The organism is Rhodococcoides sp. S146-33 (assembly GCF_059489205.1).
On record NZ_JCAJWY010000007.1, the window covers coordinates 118,449 to 135,354 of the forward strand.

15 protein-coding genes are annotated in these 16,906 nt (G+C 64.6%); 12 read left to right on the forward strand and 3 right to left on the reverse strand.

Annotated features, from left to right (window positions below):
* Window positions 1-10: 10 nt before the first annotated feature.
* Together AC5WEY_RS22715 and AC5WEY_RS22720 are read right to left on the reverse strand one after the other, a co-directional pair.
* On the reverse strand, window positions 11-514 hold the full coding sequence (locus tag AC5WEY_RS22715; RefSeq protein WP_057475124.1) for a DUF2505 domain-containing protein: 504 nt from the start codon (window positions 512-514) through the stop codon (window positions 11-13).
* Window positions 515-525: 11 nt separating this feature from the next.
* Window positions 526-1,035: a DUF2505 domain-containing protein gene (locus AC5WEY_RS22720; RefSeq protein ID WP_495647648.1), complete on the reverse strand. Its 510-nt coding sequence runs from the start codon at window positions 1,033-1,035 to the stop codon at window positions 526-528.
* 58 nt (window positions 1,036-1,093) lie between these two features.
* On the opposite strand from AC5WEY_RS22720, the gene AC5WEY_RS22725 reads away from it, so the two are divergent.
* The 3 genes from AC5WEY_RS22725 (at window position 1,094) to AC5WEY_RS22735 (ending at window position 4,972) form a co-directional block, all read left to right on the forward strand.
* Window positions 1,094-2,110 carry a UDP-N-acetylmuramate dehydrogenase gene (locus AC5WEY_RS22725; protein WP_495647649.1) on the forward strand — a complete coding sequence of 339 codons (1,017 nt, stop codon included), beginning with the start codon at window positions 1,094-1,096 and terminating at the stop codon, window positions 2,108-2,110.
* A gap of 62 nt (window positions 2,111-2,172) precedes the next feature.
* The gene (locus AC5WEY_RS22730; RefSeq protein ID WP_495647650.1) at window positions 2,173-3,723 is read left to right on the forward strand and encodes a Rieske 2Fe-2S domain-containing protein; all 1,551 of its coding nucleotides are present in this window, start codon (window positions 2,173-2,175) and stop codon (window positions 3,721-3,723) included.
* Window positions 3,724-3,775: 52 nt separating this feature from the next.
* Window positions 3,776-4,972 (forward strand): L,D-transpeptidase, encoded by a 1,197-nt coding sequence (locus AC5WEY_RS22735; protein ID WP_495647651.1) that lies wholly within the window; start codon window positions 3,776-3,778, stop codon window positions 4,970-4,972.
* A 100-nt stretch (window positions 4,973-5,072) separates the two neighbouring features.
* Here AC5WEY_RS22735 and AC5WEY_RS22740 read toward each other — a convergent pair whose 3' ends face one another.
* Window positions 5,073-5,828, reverse strand: a complete 756-nt coding sequence (locus tag AC5WEY_RS22740) for an SDR family NAD(P)-dependent oxidoreductase (RefSeq protein ID WP_495647652.1) — start codon at window positions 5,826-5,828, stop codon at window positions 5,073-5,075.
* Between the two features lie 334 nt (window positions 5,829-6,162).
* On the opposite strand from AC5WEY_RS22740, the gene AC5WEY_RS22745 reads away from it, so the two are divergent.
* From AC5WEY_RS22745 to AC5WEY_RS22785, 9 genes are all read left to right on the forward strand, one after another.
* Window positions 6,163-7,446 carry an ROK family protein gene (locus tag AC5WEY_RS22745; RefSeq protein WP_495647653.1) on the forward strand — a complete coding sequence of 428 codons (1,284 nt, stop codon included), beginning with the start codon at window positions 6,163-6,165 and terminating at the stop codon, window positions 7,444-7,446.
* 11 nt (window positions 7,447-7,457) lie between these two features.
* Window positions 7,458-8,339 carry an alpha/beta fold hydrolase gene (locus tag AC5WEY_RS22750; RefSeq protein ID WP_495647654.1) on the forward strand — a complete coding sequence of 294 codons (882 nt, stop codon included), beginning with the start codon at window positions 7,458-7,460 and terminating at the stop codon, window positions 8,337-8,339.
* 38 nt (window positions 8,340-8,377) lie between these two features.
* Entirely contained in the window at window positions 8,378-9,706 is a 1,329-nt protein-coding gene (gene mshA / locus AC5WEY_RS22755) for a D-inositol-3-phosphate glycosyltransferase (RefSeq protein WP_495647655.1), read from the forward strand.
* The gene (locus tag AC5WEY_RS22760; RefSeq protein ID WP_057475132.1) at window positions 9,703-10,200 is read left to right on the forward strand and encodes a type III secretion system chaperone family protein; all 498 of its coding nucleotides are present in this window, start codon (window positions 9,703-9,705) and stop codon (window positions 10,198-10,200) included. Before mshA ends, AC5WEY_RS22760 begins: the two co-directional genes overlap by 4 nt.
* 58 nt (window positions 10,201-10,258) lie before the next feature.
* Window positions 10,259-11,704, forward strand: a complete 1,446-nt coding sequence (locus tag AC5WEY_RS22765; RefSeq protein ID WP_495647656.1) for a nucleobase:cation symporter-2 family protein — start codon at window positions 10,259-10,261, stop codon at window positions 11,702-11,704.
* Window positions 11,705-11,779: 75 nt separating this feature from the next.
* The gene (locus tag AC5WEY_RS22770; protein ID WP_495647657.1) at window positions 11,780-12,871 is read left to right on the forward strand and encodes a BMP family lipoprotein; all 1,092 of its coding nucleotides are present in this window, start codon (window positions 11,780-11,782) and stop codon (window positions 12,869-12,871) included.
* A 22-nt stretch (window positions 12,872-12,893) separates the two neighbouring features.
* Window positions 12,894-14,396: an ABC transporter ATP-binding protein gene (locus AC5WEY_RS22775; RefSeq protein ID WP_495647658.1), complete on the forward strand. Its 1,503-nt coding sequence runs from the start codon at window positions 12,894-12,896 to the stop codon at window positions 14,394-14,396.
* Window positions 14,380-15,609, forward strand: a complete 1,230-nt coding sequence (locus AC5WEY_RS22780; protein WP_235581475.1) for an ABC transporter permease — start codon at window positions 14,380-14,382, stop codon at window positions 15,607-15,609. The genes AC5WEY_RS22775 and AC5WEY_RS22780 overlap by 17 nt, the downstream gene beginning before the upstream one ends.
* Window positions 15,606-16,874, forward strand: a complete 1,269-nt coding sequence (locus AC5WEY_RS22785; RefSeq protein ID WP_057475137.1) for an ABC transporter permease — start codon at window positions 15,606-15,608, stop codon at window positions 16,872-16,874. The genes AC5WEY_RS22780 and AC5WEY_RS22785 overlap by 4 nt, the downstream gene beginning before the upstream one ends.
* Window positions 16,875-16,906 lie beyond the last annotated feature (32 nt).

Sequence of the window (16,906 nt, forward strand, 5' to 3'; positions counted from 1 at the left end):
CTTCAGTGGGCTAGGCGTTCTTCTCGAGCCAGTCGGCGGTCACTTCGCCCTCACCGCGCCACAGGTCGATGAGGTTGACGAGCATGAGCTGCTCGAGCTTGCCGCCGATGAACGGCAGGAACACCTTGGCCTCCGAGGAGGTGCGCAGGGTCGAACCGCCGTTGGTGGGGAAGAGCGAGGTGGTGCCCTTCAGTGAGCCGGGTCCGGCCGGAATCGACGCGTCGTAGTGCCCCGCCGTGGTTTCCCCGTACGCGTCGAAATGCACGTTGCGGGTGATGACCATGTCTTTCTTCATCACCGTCTGCGCGATGTCGGGCAGTTCGGTGCGTGGGATGACGTGGTGCATCACGATGTCGATTCCGGCGTCGGACACCTCGAAGCTCTTCAGCTCGTTCTCCGAGTACTTACGCATCTCCTCGATGCGCGCGTCCCAGTGATCACGACTGGACAGCGCTGCATAGACCTGCTGCGTCGAGTGGGTGAACCGGGCGGAGTAGTTCATTCGGCGAGCCATAGTGCGCCAGATTAGCCGTTCGTGTTCGCGGCAATCCAGTTACCGGTGAAGTCCTGCTCGTTGTCGATCAACGCCAGTACCTGCTCGCTGATCATCGATTCGATTTTCCCGCCGAAGATGGGGACCTTGACCTCGGTGGTTCCGGCCAGCGCGACGGTCGTGTTGTCGCCCTTGGCGTCGAGGGTGGTGGTGCCGGTGATGCGTGCCGGTGCCCCTTCGACGGTGGCACCGAAGGTGCCCGCGGCGTGCTTACCGTCGAACGGTCCCCAACTCTCGGTGCGCTCGATGATGAGGTCGCCCTTCTTGAAGGCGGTGACCGCGGATGGCAGCTCTTCTTCGGGAACCGACTGGGTCAGGACGACATCGATGGTGCCGTCGCCGACGGTGATGCTTTTCACGCTCGCACCGGGGCCGCCGATCTGCTCGATGCGGTCCTTCCAGTACTGCTCGGAAGTGAGTGCGGCGTGGACCTTGTCGGCGGAGGCGGGCACAGTCGAGCTGTGCTCAATGGGGCGAGGCATCCCCGGAGATTACCGGGTGACCCTTCACACACGTGCACGACCGGTAGCGTCAGAGTCCGTGCCTACTGCAATTTCGGAGCTCACCACTATTCGAGTGGGCGGCCCGGCCCGTGAATTCTGTGTCTCGGCGACGGGTGACGAGTTGGTTTCGCTGGTACGCGACGCAGATCGGGCCGGAACGGACGTGTTGGTCGTCGGCGGTGGATCCAACCTGGTCGTCGGCGACGACGGGTTCGACGGCCGGGTGATCCAGGTGACCGGCTCGCGGCTGGACATCGACGGCGAGATCGTGACGGTCGACGCGGGCGTCGAATGGGATGCCGTCGTGCAGGCGACGATCGATGCGGGTCTGTCCGGGATGGAAGCGCTCTCGGGGATCCCGGGCACCACCGGCGCGACGCCTATTCAGAATGTCGGGGCCTACGGTGCGTCGACGTCGGAGTTGCTGCACAGTCTCACCGTCTACGACCGGCAGACGCAGGAGACGGCGGTGTGGACGCCCGAGCAGTGCGGTTTCGGGACGCACCGGTCGTCGGTGTTCAAGCGGTCCTCGCGATACGTGATTCTGGACGTGACGTTCGCGCTGAAGAAGACGACCGAGTCGCTACCGGTGCGCTACGCGGCACTGTCGGAGCGGCTCGATGTGCAGATCGGCGACGTCGTGCCGGTGCCGGACGTACGTGCCGCAGTACTGGCGCTGCGCGGCGAGCGGGGCATGGTGCTCGACGCGAGCGATCACGACACGTGGAGCGTCGGATCGTTCTTTCTCAACCCCGTACTGCCGGAGGTGCCCGAGCAGGCTGCCCACGCGCCGAACTTCCCCGACCCCGCAGGCACCAAGATTCCCGCGGCCTGGCTGATTCAGAACTCGGGCTTTCCCCGCGGGTACGGCACCGAATTCGGCCGCGGGACCGCGGCCCTGTCGTCCAAACACGTACTCGCCATCACCAACAGGGGCGGGGCCACGGCGTCGGACATCATGGCGCTCGCCGCGCACGTCCGAGACGGTGTGCGGGAGAAGTTCGGTGTCACGCTGACCCCCGAGTGTGACCTCGTCAACTGCGCGCTGGGTTAGAGCCGCCCGAAACGGCGCATACGATGGAGCTTTGAAAAGTCCGGCTCGTAGGAGGTAAATCAGTGCAGGTCACCAGCGTGGGACATGCAGGATTCCATATTCGGACCGACGCCGGGAGCATCCTGTGCGATCCGTGGGTGAACCCGTCGTTCTACGCATCGTGGTTCCCGTTCCCCGACAACTCGGGCCTGGACTGGGACGAACTCGGTGATTGCGATTACCTGTACGTCTCGCACCTGCACAAGGATCACTTCGACCCACGCAACCTGGCCGAACACGTCAACAAGGACGCGACGGTGCTGTTGCCGGACTACCCGGTACTCGACCTCAAGCACGAGCTCGAGAAGCTCGGCTTCCACAAGTTCTACGAGACGACGGACTCGGTCAAGCACACGATCTCCGGGCCCAAGGGCGATCTCGACATCATGATCATCGCGCTGCGTGCGCCTGCAGACGGTCCCATCGGCGACTCGGGCTTGGTCGTCTCCGACGGAAAGACCGTGGCGTTCAACATGAACGACGCACGTCCGGTGGACCTGGACGTGATGACCGATAACTTCGGCCCCGTGGACGTGCACATGCTGCAGTACTCGGGCGCGATCTGGTACCCGATGGTCTACGACATGGTCTCGCGGGCCAAGAAGAACTTCGGCATCCAGAAGCGTCAGCGGCAGATGGATCGAGCGCGCCAGTACATCGAACAGGTCGGCTCCACCTGGGTGATTCCGTCGGCCGGCCCGCCGTGTTTCCTCGACGACGAGCTGCGCTTCCTCAACGACGTCTACGGCGACCCGGCCAACGTGTTCCCGGACCAGATGGTGTTTCTCGAGCAGATGCGCCTGCACGGACACGACAAGGGCCTGCTGATGATGCCGGGCACCGCGGCAACGTTCGACGGTTCCGAGCTGCTCTCGCACGAGCACCCCATTCCGACCGCCGAAGCGGAGGCCATCTTCACCACCGGCAAGGCCGAGTACATCGAGGCCTACGCCCAGCGTCAGGCATCGGTCATCGCGGCCGAGAAAGCCGGGTGGGCTCCCGCCGAGGGAGAGCCGCTGCTCGAGCCCCTGCGGGGGCTGTTCGAGCCGATCATGGCGCAGACGGATCTGATCTGCGACGGCATCGGCTATCCCGTCGGGATCACGATGGGCGACGAGACGGTTGTGCTCGACTTCCCGAAAAGAATTGTGCGCGAACCGATTTCGGATGAGAAGTTTCGCTACAGCTTCACCATCCCGCCGGAACTGGTACGCACCGCAGTGCGTGACCGGGAGCCGGATTGGGTGAACTCGATCTTCCTGTCCACACGTTTCCGGGCCCGACGCGTCGGCGGCTACAACGAATTTCTGTACACATTCTTCAAATGCCTCACCGACGAACGCATCGCCTACGCAGACGGCTGGTTCTCCGAGGCTCACGACGACACCGCCACGATCACGATGGGCGGTTACGAAATCCAACGCCGCTGCCCTCACCTCAAAGCGGACCTGACGAAGTTCGGCATCGTCGAGGGCAAGAAGCTCACCTGCAACCTGCACGGTTGGGACTGGAACCTCGAAACCGGCCGCTGTCTGACGTCGAAGGGTCATGAGCTGCGCACGCAGAAGTTGTGAGACTGCCCCCAAAAATTCGGGGTAGTTTGCAGACACAGGTACGTTGGATAACGTGCATGAGCAGGTAGAACAGACAAAACGGACGCACGCGGTGTGGTTGATCGCCGTGCTCGTCGCCTTGGTGGCGCTGGTGGCAGGTTGCACCGTCGGATCCGGCGACGGAGGCTCGGGATCCGCCGCCCCCACGACCGAGGCCGCGCCCGTCGCACAGATCACCGCGAACCCCGCTGCCGGTGCCGTCGACGTCAGCCCCGTCGCGCCCATCTCGGTGTCCGTGACCGAGGGAACACTCACCGACGTCGCGTTGACGAACCCCGAGGGCAAGGTCGTCCAGGGTGCACTGTCACCGGACAAGACCTCGTACGCAATCACCGAGCCCCTGGGTTACGGCGTCGAGTACACGTGGTCCGGCTCGGCTGTCGGCAAAGACAACAAGACCGTGCCCATCGACGGTGCTTTCACCACCGTCGAACCGGACAGCCGAACCTCGGTGAGCACCAACATCGGCGACGGCCAGGAAGTCGGCATCGCCGCGCCGATCATCCTGCAGTTCGACTCGGCGATCGAGGACAAGGCGGCCGTCGAGAAAGCGTTGACGGTGACCACCAACCCGCCGACTCCCGGCGCGTGGGCATGGTTCCCCGACGACAACGGCTCACGCGTGCACTGGCGTCCCACCAACTACTGGACGCCCGGTACGACGGTGTCGGTGGTCGCAAAGCTTTACGGCGTGAACTACGGCGGCGGCGCGTACGGCGCCGACGACGTCACGTTGAATTTCGGTATCGGACGCAGCCAGGTGGTCGTCGCCGACGCCACCAGCCACCGCATGCAGGTGGTCCGCGACGGCGCGACGATCATGGACATCCCCGTCAGCTACGGCGAGGGCAACGAGGACCGCAACGTCACCCGCAGCGGCATCCACGTCGTCACCGAGAAGCACGAGGACTTTCTGATGTCCAACCCGCCGTTCTACGAGAACGTGCGCGAACGCTGGGCCGTGCGCATCTCCAACAACGGTGAGTTCATTCACGCCAACCCGCTGACCACCGGCGTGCAGGGCGCGTCCAACGTCACCAACGGGTGTATCAACCTCTCCACCGAGGATGCCCAGGAGTACTTCGGTACGGCGATGTACGGCGACCCGGTGGAGGTCACCGGCACCCGCATCGACCTCTCTGCGGCGGACGGTGACCTGTACGACTGGGCCATCGACTGGCCGACCTGGGAGTCGATGAGTGCGGTGTGAGCGCTGCGCGCATGTGCACGGAAATTCGTAGTCCACTACGAATTTCCAGTCACATGGGTCGTTCCGCAGGCTCCACTCCCGTGCACATGCGGCGAAGCCGCTACTTCCGGGAGAAGCGCCCCGGACCGGCCTGATCGCGCGGCTTGATGATGATCTGATCGAGGTTGACGTGCGACGGTCGCGAGGCCACGAAGCCGATGACCTCGGCGATGTCGCTCGCCACCAGTGGCGTGATGCCCTCGTAGACGGCGTCGGCCTTGGCTGCGTCGCCGTCGAAGCGGACGAGCGAGAATTCGGTCTCGACGGCACCGGGTGCGACCTCGGTCAACCGCACCGGCTTACCCAGCAGTTCGCCGCGTAGCGTCCGATGCAGCACCGCCTGAGCATGTTTGGCGGAGGTGTACCCCGAGCCGTTGTCGTACGCCTCGAACGCCGCCACCGAGGTGATGGTGACGATGAGGCCGTCGCCGGAGTCGATCAGCTTGGGCAGCAACGACTTCGTGACCCGTAGCGTGCCGAGGACGTTGGTCTCCCACATCCAGCGCCAGTCGTCGAGGTCGGCGTCGATCACCGGTGCCAGCCCCTTTGCGCCGCCCGCATTGTTGACCAGGACGTCGACGCGCGGGATCACCGCAGCGAAGGCTGCTACCGAGTCCTCGTCCGTGACATCGAGTTCCAAGGCCGTGCCGCCGATGTCCGACGCCAACTCCTCGAGCCGGTCGAGTCTGCGGGCACCGATCACCACGTGGAATCCGTCGGCGGCGAGTTGGCGGGCGGTGGCCGCGCCGATGCCGGAACTCGCTCCGGTGACGACGGCAATTCGGGTATCGGGTGCGATCTGTTCGGGCGAGGTCATGGAGAAATTCTAGTTCGAGAGGCACAGCGTTTCTGGACGGGCCCGATTGGCCGATCCGGCTTCGAGTGCTAATTTGGGATTCATGTCCGCCAGCGAGACCACCGCGATGCGGGTCACCTATGTGACCGCGTCCCTCGGTTCTCGCCTGCCGCTTCCTCGGGAACTGTGTTGTCTCGGCCAAGGAACCTGTCTCTAGCCTTCTGCGCTACGGACAGTCGATCCGCGTGACGTGGTCTTTCGTGACCACCGTGCTCGCCCCTTGACCTGCATCACTTCGCGCCGTCGTCGCTGATCATTCGCGACGACGGTCTCCACTGCTGAGGATCAACGACGGATGTCCGTAACCACGCTGCACCACCATCACGCTCGCTCCGCTCTGCGCTCGCCCGGACGGACCACCGCTCCCGCATCGCGCGTCCAACTCGTCGCACCCGATCTACGCATCGTCGACAGCCCCGTGGCGTCGGTGCTCCGGGTGGCGTGCGTCGAAGGCCCCATCTCCCGCGATAGTGCCGCTCGCACAACAGGATTGAGCATTGCCACGGTCAACCGTCAGGTATCGGCTCTGCTCGGTGTCGGGCTGCTGCGGGAGCGCGCGGACCTGACGGCGTCGGGCGCAGTCGGACGGCCCCGGGTGCCGTTCGAGGTCAACCACGAACCCTTCTCCACGATCGGCATCCACATCGGTGCCGTCGTCACCGGCATCACGGTCAGTGACCTGCGCGGCCGCATCCTCGGCGCTGTCGAAATCCCGACGCCGGCTGGATCCTCCGACGCGGCCCTGGCTTCCGTCACTCGCAGTGCCGGTGCCTTGGCCGGACGCTGGCATCGCCGTACACCGCTGTGGGTCGGGGTAGCCATCGGCGGCCGTGTCGACACCGCGAACGGCACCGTCGACCACCCGCGCCTTGGGTGGGAGAACGGCCGCGTCGCCGGCATCATCGGCGGCGGACTCGGCCTTCCCATCTCGGTCTCCGGGCACGTCGAGGCGATGGCGGCCTCGGAGTTGTTGCTCGCGCCTCGACTGTCGGATGCCGCGGCCGCACAGAGCACAACCGGAACCTCCCTGTACTTCTACGCTCGCGAGACCGCAGGCATGGCTCTGACCATCGACGGCCGGGTCCACACCCCGGCGAGCGGACCCGGGTCCATCGCCCACCTGCCCACCGGGTCGTCGGCGCTGTGCGGCTGCGGTAATCGAGGCTGCCTCGAGGCCTCCGTCAGTGATCGAGCGGTGGTCGCTGCCGCTGTCGACCGCAAAATCCTTCAGCCGCAACCACGTCCGAGTATCGCTGCGGTGTACCAGGCAGCACAGGGCGGTTCGGAGGCGGCGCGAGAACTGTTGGTCGAGCGCGCTCGGATACTGGGACGGACGGTGGCGCTGCTGCGGGACATGTTCAATCCGGATCGCGTTGTCCTCGGGGGTCAGGCGTTCACCACGTACCCGGCCGGAATCCCGCACGTGGGCGAGGCCTTCGCCGCAAATTCCACGTTGGCACGCCGGGATATCCGCGTCACCGGATTCGGCGACCGGGTGCAGGAATACGCCGCGACGGTGGTCTCGCTGAGCTCTCTGTACTCCGATCCGCTCGCGTCGATGCGCAGGGCCGCCGCGTAGGTTCACCTGTCATGAACAAGCCCGATACGAGCACCCCTGCAGTAGGACCGGTTCGCCAGGCCACCGGGATCGACGGAGCCAACATCGTCTACCGCGTCAGCGGTGACCCTGATGCGAGGCCACTGGTTCTGCTGCACGGATGGGCGCAGAGCTCGGCGTGCTGGGGCGAGGGATTGCTGGCGGACTTGGCCGAGCGGTACCGCGTGGTCGCCGTCGACCTGCGTGGTCACGGCTACTCCGATGCCCCTACGACGGGGTACGACGACTCGAAGATCTGGGCCGGGGACGTCGAGGCAGTGCTCGCTGCAGAGAGCATCACCGCCGACGCGGTGCTCCTGGGCTGGTCCTACGGCGGCCTGGTGATCTGTGACTATCTCGCCGAACACGGATCGGACGCGGTGGCGGGCATCGTGCTCGTCGGCGCGATCACCAGCATCGGAAGGGGAGAAGCGGGCGGACGCGTGGGGACGGCCATGCGGGCGGCGATCCCCGGTGCGATGGCCGAGGAGCCCCGCGTTGCCATCAAGGCGCTCGGTAGCTTCGGGCACGCGTTGACCGGGCCGACAGAAGGCAAGGGCACCGAGGCGCAGGCGTTGTTCGGGTTGACGCTGTCCACGAGGCCACGGGTTCGGGCCGCCCTGTTCGATCGAGCGGTCGGCCACGACGACCTGCTGCGCAGCCTCGACATCCCGGCCTTCGTGCTGCACGGAACCGAGGACACCGTCGTCGACGTCTCTGCCGGACGGCACGCCGCGGAATTGATTCCCGCGGCCGTGGAGTCGTACTGGGAGGGCGTCGACCACGGACCGTTCGTCGCCGATCCCGAGCGGTTCTTCGTCGAGGTCAGCGAGTTCGTGGACGGTCTGAGTCTGCCCGGTCGTCTGAAGGGGTAGTTCTCGAGACGTAATGTGGAGGCGTGCACACTGAGGGAGTGACTGGACACCAGCTGAGCAGGGTCGCTGTGTTGTCCTTGCATACCTCCCCCCTGGCGCAACCCGGAACGGGTGACGCGGGTGGCATGAACGTCTACGTGTTGCAGAGCGCCAAAGAGCTGGCCAAGCGGGGTGTGGAAGTCGAGATCTTCACTCGGGCGACGTCGTCGACCGATGCGCCCGTCGTCGAAGCGGCGCCCGGAGTGCTGGTCCGCAACATCGTCGCAGGCCCGTTCGAGGGCCTGGACAAACACGACCTGCCCACTCAGCTGTGCGCGTTCGCGGCCGGGGTGTTGCGTGAGGAAGCTCGGCACGAACCCGGCTACTACGACTTGGTGCACTCGCACTACTGGCTCTCGGGGCAGGTGGGTTGGCTCGCACGCGATCGCTGGGGAGTGCCTCTGGTACACACCGCGCACACGCTCGCTGCCGTCAAGAACGCGTCGATGGCGCAGGGCGACTCACCGGAACCCGCGGCGCGCCAGATCGGCGAGCAGCAAGTGGTGGCCGAAGCAGACCGGCTGATCGCCAACACGACCGAGGAAGCGAAGTCCCTCGTGGAGATCTACGGGGCTTCGCAGGACGCGATAGACGTGGTTGCGCCGGGAGCCGATCTGGCGCAATACAATCCGGGGGACAAGCTCGCGGCCCGCGCCGAACTGGGTCTGAACCCGGACGAGTCGATCGTCGCCTTCGTCGGCCGCATCCAACCGCTCAAGGCCCCGGACGTGCTCATCGCCGCGGCCGCCGAAGTGCTGCAGCGAGATCCGTCCTCGCCGCTACGGGTCCTCATCGTCGGTGGGCCGTCGGGCAGCGGGTTGGATCGGCCCGACAGTCTCATCGAGCTGGCCGAGAATCTCGGAATCACCCCGCGGGTGACGTTCATGCCGCCGCAACCATCGTCGCGTCTGGCGCAGATCTACCGCGCCGCGGATGTTGTTGCGGTACCGAGTTACAACGAATCGTTCGGCCTGGTCGCGATCGAAGCCCAGGCCTGCGGAACGCCGGTGTTGGCAGCCGACGTCGGCGGTCTCGGTGTGGCCGTGCGATCGGGCGAGACCGGACGGCTGGTGCAGGGACACCGCACCGAGGATTGGGCCGATGCGCTCGCGTCGATGCTGGCGGATCGAACTGCATTGGCGGACATGGCAACTGCGGCACCCCGGCACGCCCGAAACTTCTCGTGGGAGCACACCGCGGACGGTCTCATAGAGAGCTACCGGCAGGCCAAATTCCATTTCGACCGTGGCGAGGCACCGAGTGAGTTCTCACCGCGACGCGTCCGAGGATTGTCGAAACTACGCAGATCAGGAGCAGTTACTGCATGAGCGAGACCGCCGAACTGATCGACCGGGTCCTGAAGGATCGCGAACTGGACTACACGCGGCGCGGCGAGGTGTTCACCGTCGAACTGCCCGGGGAACGCAAACTGAAGACGACGACGATGTTGACCGTCGGACATCACGGGGTGCGTATCGAGGCGTTCGTCTGCCGCAAGCCCGACGAGAACTTCGAGGGCGTCTACAAGTACCTGCTGCGTCGCAACCGTCGGCTGTACGGAGTGCACTACACCATCGACAAGGTCGGCGATATCTATCTCGTGGGCCGAATGTCGTTGCGGGCCGTCGACGGTGACGAACTCGATCGGATCTTCGGTCAGACCCTCGAGGCCGCCGACGGCGACTTCAACGTGCTGCTCGAACTGGGTTTCGCGGAGTCCATCAAACGTGAATGGGCATGGCGGGTCTCGCGCGGCGAATCGTTGGCGAACCTGAAGGCGTTCGAGCACCTGGTGGGAGCAGACAAGGCCGAGCAACCGTAACTCGCTCGAAATGGGTCGGTGTCGCTGCCCGTAACGTCCGGTTCATAGCCTGATGGTCATGACCAGGCCTGAGGATGCCCGCCCGCCGGTGCTGCAGATGTTCGGTTACGGTCTGCAACACATTCTCTCGATGTTCGGTGGCGTCATCGCCGTACCGATCATCGTCGGTGGAGCGGCCGGGCTGTCCGGTTCCGATCAAGCCCTGCTGATTTCGTGCGCGCTGTTCGTCAGCGGCGTCGCCACCGTGCTGCAGACCGTCGGTATTCCGTTCTTCGGGTCGCAACTGCCGCTGGTGCAGGGCATTTCGTTCGCCTCCGTCTCGACGGTACTGACGATCATCGGTAGTGCCGAGGACGGCCGAACCGGATTGCGCACGGTCCTCGGCGCAGTTCTGGTGGCCGCGCTCATCGGTTTGGCCATCGCGCCGTTCTTCTCGAAGGTCATTCGCTTCTTCCCGCCGCTGGTGACCGGCAGCATCATCACCGTCATCGGTCTGTCCCTGATGCCGGTCGCAGCGCGGTGGATCACCGGCCAGGAAATGGTGGGCGGTGCCCCGAACCCGAACTATCTCGATCCCGCCAATATCGGGCTGGCGATGTTCACCCTCCTCGCCGTGCTGGTGATGACCAAGATTCCGGGTCTGTCGAGGCTGTCGATTCTGCTCGGACTCGTTGTCGGCACCATCGCCGCGCTGATCGTCGGTAAAACCGACTTCGACGGTGTCGGCGACGCGTCCGTGGTGGCCGTACCGACGCCGTTCGCATTCGGGTCTCCGATCTTCGCCATCGGTGCGATCGTGTCGATGACCATCGTGATTCTGGTGATCATGGTCGAGACCACGGCAGACATCCTCGCCGTCGGTGAGGTCGTCGGAACCGACGTCGACTCCAAGCGCGTCGGAGACGGACTGCGCGCCGACATGGTGTCCTCGGCCGTCGCCCCGATCTTCAACACCTTTCCGGCGACGGCCTTCGCGCAGAACGTCGGCCTGGTGGCGATGACCGGCATCAAGAGCCGCTTCGTCGTCGCGGTGGGCGGCGGCGTGCTTGCGCTGCTGGGCCTTTCGCCGGTCCTCGCTGCAGTCGTCGGTGTCGTCCCGCTGCCGGTACTCGGCGGGGCAGGCATCGCCCTGTTCGGAACCGTCGCGGCCAGCGGCATCCGCACTCTCGGCAAGGTGAACTACGACAACAACTCCAACGTGGTCATCGTGGCGGTGACCTTGGCGTTCGGCCTCATTCCCGTTGTCGCGAGCGACTTCTGGGACGAATTCCCGGACTGGTTCGTCACCATCTTCCATTCCGGAATCAGTGCCGCCAGCATCGTGGCGGTGGTCCTCAACGTATTCTTCAACGTATTCAGACCCGGTACGCCGCCGAACCCATCGGTGGTGGCAGCGGGACCGGCAGTGATGGTGCGTGAGGACGAAGCACGAATACTCCGTGAAGGCGGCAGCTTGCCCGAAAAGGCCGAGCCCAACAAGGCTGCATCCGATAAGGACACCTGAGTGAAATCCTGCGCACCCTCGCCCGCGCGAGTAGCGTCCCGAACCAGACGAAACACATCTAAATTGGAGGACATCTTGTCATTCGTTACCCGCACGAGTACGCGGAAGGCAGCACTCGGCGGCGTCGCGTCGCTCGGTGCCATCGCCCTGATCGCAGGCTGTGGATCCGCACCCGAGAACGAAGGATCGGGCGGAGGCGAATCCAGTGACTTCCTGCCCTGCATGGTCTCCGACAGTGGCGGATTCGACGACAAGTCGTTCAACCAGCTCGGGTTCGAGGGTTTGACCGAGGCCTCCCAGGAGCTCGGCGTCGAGCCCCGCACCGTCGAGTCCGCGTCGCCCACCGACTACGCGCCCAACATCAACAACCTCGTCGATCAGGGCTGCAACCTCATCGTCACCGTCGGATTCGACCTGGCCGACGCGACCAAGGTCGCGGCCGAGGCGAACAGCGACATCGATTTCGCGATCATCGACGACTCGACCATCGATCTGCCGAACGTCAAGCCGCTGACGTACGACGCGTCGCAGTCGGCATTCCTCGCCGGTTACGCCGCCGCGAGCTACAGCAAGACCGGAGTGGTCGGCACCTTCGGCGGTTCCCAGCTGCCGACCGTCACCATCTTCATGGACGGCTTCGCCGACGGTGTGAACTACTTCAACGAGCAGAAGGGCAAGGCAGTCCGCGTCATCGGCTGGGACGTGCCCTCGCAGAACGGCTCGTTCACCGGTGGATTCACCGCCAACGAAGTTGCCAAGAACACCGCTCAGGGTCTGATCGACCAGAATGCCGACGTCATCTTCCCGGTCGGTGGACCCATCTATCAGAGTGCGGCGCAGGCCATTCGGGACTCCTCGCGTCCCGTCGCCCTCATCGGTGCCGACGCAGACGTCTTCGAATCCGACCCGTCGGTCGGCGACCTGTTGCTCACCTCGGTGACCAAGGGCCTCAAGACCAGCGTCGACGAGGTGGTGGCCAACTCCGGTGCAGACAAGTTCGACAACGCTCCTTACGTGGGCACCCTGGAGAACGACGGCGTCGGCATCGCACCGTTCCACGACTTCGAGTCCAAGGTCGACCCCGCACTGCAGGGCGAGCTGGATACGATCAAGGCCGGCATCATCGACGGGTCCATCACCGTCGAGTCGCCGTCGGCACCCAAGTAGCACCAAGCGGTCGTAAAGGGATATGAAGCTCGAACTTCGCGGTATCACCAAACGATTCGGCTCGTTGATCGCCAACGACCATATCGATCTGAGTGTCGAATCCGGCGAGATCCACTGCCTCCTCGGCGAGAACGGTGCAGGCAAGTCCACGTTGATGAACGTGCTCAGTGGCCTGTATCGCGCCGAGGAGGGCCAGATTCTGCTCGACGACGTCGAGCAGAATTTCGCCGGACCGGGCGAGGCGATGACCGCCGGCATCGGCATGGTGCATCAGCACTTCATGCTGATTCCGGTGTTCACCGTGGCCGAGAACATCGTGCTCGGTAACGAAACCACCTCGCTCGGTGGACGACTCGATCTCGTGGCAGCACGAAAGCTGGTACGAGAGATCTCCGCGAGGTTCGGCTTCGATCTCGATCCCGATGCTCTCGTCGACGACCTACCCGTCGGCGTGCAGCAGCGGGTGGAGATCGTCAAAGCACTGTCTCGTGAGGCCAAGGTGCTCGTGTTCGACGAGCCGACGGCAGTCCTGACGCCACAGGAAACCGATGATCTGATGAGGATCATGCGCGAGCTCGCGGCGTCGGGCACCACCATCGTCTTCATCACCCACAAGCTGCGCGAAGTACGCGAAGTGGCCGACAAGATCACCGTCATCCGGCTCGGCAAGGTCGTCGGCGAAGCGCAGCCGACCGCCAGCAACACCGAACTCGCGGCCATGATGGTGGGACGCGATGTGCAGCTGACCGTCTCGAAGGATCCCGCCGCTCCTGGAGCAGCAGCGCTGGTCGTCGAGAACTTGTCGGTGTTCGACGCCCAGGGCAACAAGACCGTCGACGACGTCAGCCTCGAGGTCGCGGCAGGGGAGATTCTCGCCGTCGCCGGAGTGCAGGGCAACGGTCAGACCGAATTCGTCGAGGCTCTGCTCGGGTTGCAGGACAACGTATCCGGAAAGATCAGCCTCGACGGTCGTTCGCTGGTCGGATCGACGGTGCAGGACGTGCTCGACGCCGGAGTCGGCTTCGTGCCGGAGGACCGTACCGTCGACGGATTGGTGGGGGAGTTCTCGATCGCCGAGAACCTGATGCTCGATCGCTCGAACAGCATGCCGTTCGTGCGGCGAGGAGCAGTCCAGCGCGACTATCTGGAGAAGTTCGCATCGGAGAAGCTGACCGAATTCGATGTGCGGGCACCGGGAATCGGGACCGCCGTCGGACGCCTGTCCGGTGGTAACCAGCAGAAGGTGGTGCTCGCACGCGAATTGAGCCGCGATCTGCGGCTGTTCGTCGCGGCCCAGCCGACTCGCGGAATCGACGTCGGGTCGATCGAATTCGTGCACAAGCGCATCGTCGCCACTCGGGATTCGGGGATCCCGGTCATCGTGGTGTCGAGCGAACTGGATGAGGTCTCCGCACTGGCCGACCGCATCGCCGTCATGTATCGAGGAGCAATCGTGGGAATCGTCCCCGGGGATACGTCCCGCGAAACACTCGGCTTGATGATGGGCGGTGAGCGTGGTGAATAGCGCCGAGCAACCCTCGAAGTCGCATGTGGTGCTTCGGCAGATCTTCACCGGCAGTGCCATCATCTCGGTTCTCGCAGTACTGCTCGCACTGATCGTCGGTGCAGTACTCATCGCCGCCACCAATACCGGTGTTCAGGAGTCGGCAGGCTACTTCTTCTCGCGTCCTTCGGACATGCTGAAGGCCATCTGGGATTCCGTCGCCGGGGCGTACTCGTCGTTGTTCCAGGGCTCGGTGTACAACTTCCGTCGACCCGGGTTCGAGAACGGCATCCGCCCGCTGACCGAGACTCTGACGTTCGCCACTCCCTTGATCGTCGCGGGACTCGGTGTGGCCCTTGCCTTCCGCGTCGGCATGTTCAACATCGGTGGTCGTGGCCAGATGCTCATCGCCGCGGCGTGCGCAGGCTGGGTCGGTTTCGGAGTCAGTCTGCCCGCCGGCATCCATCTGCTGGTGGCCGTCGTCGCAGGCGTTGTCGGCGGCGCGGTCTGGGGTGGCATCGCGGGATTCCTCAAGGCCCGCACCGGTGCCCACGAGGTGATCGTCACGATCATGCTCAATTACATTGCGTTCTACTTCATTTCGTACCTCTTGCGGACCCCCGGCGCGCTGCAGGCACCGGGATCGAACAATCCCAAGACGGCCCCCATCGAATCCACCGCCGTGTTCCCGAAACTCTTCGGCGACAAGTACAACCTGCACCTCGGGTTCGTACTGGTGATCCTCGTGACCGTCGCGGTGTGGTGGCTGCTCGAGCGATCGAGCCTCGGATTTCGTTTCCGCGCCGTGGGCGAGAACCCGCATGCCTCACGCGTCGCCGGGATGAACGTCAACCGCATCTACCTGTACGCGATGATCCTGTCCGGAGCCCTCGTCGGCCTGGCCGGTGTGGCTCAGGTGCTGGGCACCGTCACTACCGGCTTCAGCGCCGACATCGATGCCGGCATCGGATTCGACGCCATCACCGTCGCTCTGCTCGGCCGATCGAAACCGTGGGGCGTGTTCTTCGCGGGAATCCTGTTCGGTGCGTTCAAGGCCGGCGGGTTCGCCATGCAGGCGGCCGAGGGCGTACCCATCGACATCGTGCTCGTCGTGCAGTCGGTGATCGTGCTGTTCATCGCTGCGCCGCCACTGGTGCGAGCGGTGTTCCGATTACCGAAACCAGGCGAAGAGAAGCTCGCGAAAGCCGAGACCGCGAAGGTGGGTGCACTGTGACCACCTCCGTCGACGCCCCCGCCGGGGTAGTACTCGGCCGCAGCTGGAAAGTGCCGTCGATCCTCGGGGTCGTGACGCTGCTCGCTCTGGTGCTGTTCGTGGTCCGAAAGGGCTCGGGTACCAGTACATTCGCGCTGGCCTCAGAGGGTGACTTCTTCGCACTGCCCGCCGTCGGTGTGCCGTCGTACGGCACCGGCCTCGTCGTGGTCGTACTGCTGGCCGTCATCACCGGCTACGCGGCGCTGCTGGCGACGCGGTACCGCTCGACGCCGCTGTGGTTGCTCGCCGTGTTCGCGGTGCTGTTCGTGTTCGGATTCCTTGCGTGGGCCGCCGACGGCGAGACCATCCCGGTGCCCGGATTGCTTATCGGCGCAGTCGCTTTGAGCACACCGCTCATCTTCGGTGCCATGGGCGGAGTGATCTCCGAGCGCGTCGGTGTCATCAACATCGCCATCGAAGGGCAGCTGCTGGCCGGTGCGTTCGTCAGCGCCGTCGTCGCGTCGATCACCGGTTCGACCTATGTCGCGTTGCTCGCGGCTCTGGTCGCCGGCGCACTGACCGCATCCCTGCTGGCGGTGTTCTCGATTCGCTACTTCGTCAATCAGGTCATCGTCGGTGTGGTGCTCAACGTGCTGGTCGTCGGACTGACCAGCTTCCTGTACTCGGTGGTGCTCACCAAGAACGCCGAGACGCTGAATTCGCCACCGCGCTTCGCGCGCATCGACATTCCGGTGCTCTCGCAGATTCCGATCCTCGGTCCGGTGCTGTTTCGACAGACACTGATCGTCTATCTGATGTACATCGCCGTGGCCCTGGTGTTCTTCGGTCTGTTCCGTACCAAGTGGGGTCTGCGACTACGTGCCGTCGGTGAGCATCCGCAAGCCGCCGACACCGTCGGAATCAACGTGGCCCGAACGCGTTTCTGGAACGTCTGTCTCGCCGGTGCCATCGCCGGGCTCGGCGGTGCGTACTTCACGCTCGGGTCCGTCGGAGCATTCGGCAAGGAAATGACTGCCGGTGCCGGCTACATCGCACTCGCAGCGGTCATCTTCGGACGGTGGGATCCGGTGCGCGCCACATTGGCCGCACTCCTCTTCGGATTCGCGTCGAATCTGCAGAATGTGCTGGGCATCATCGGGTCTCCGGTGCCGAGCGAATTCATGTTGATGCTGCCCTACGTGGTGACCATCTTCGCCGTCGCGGGTCTGGTGGGTCATGTTCGAGGACCGGCCGCGGCGGGCAAACCGTATGCGTCCCGAAGTTAGCGCCCGCCCTACCTGACTCAGCGGTAGGGTCG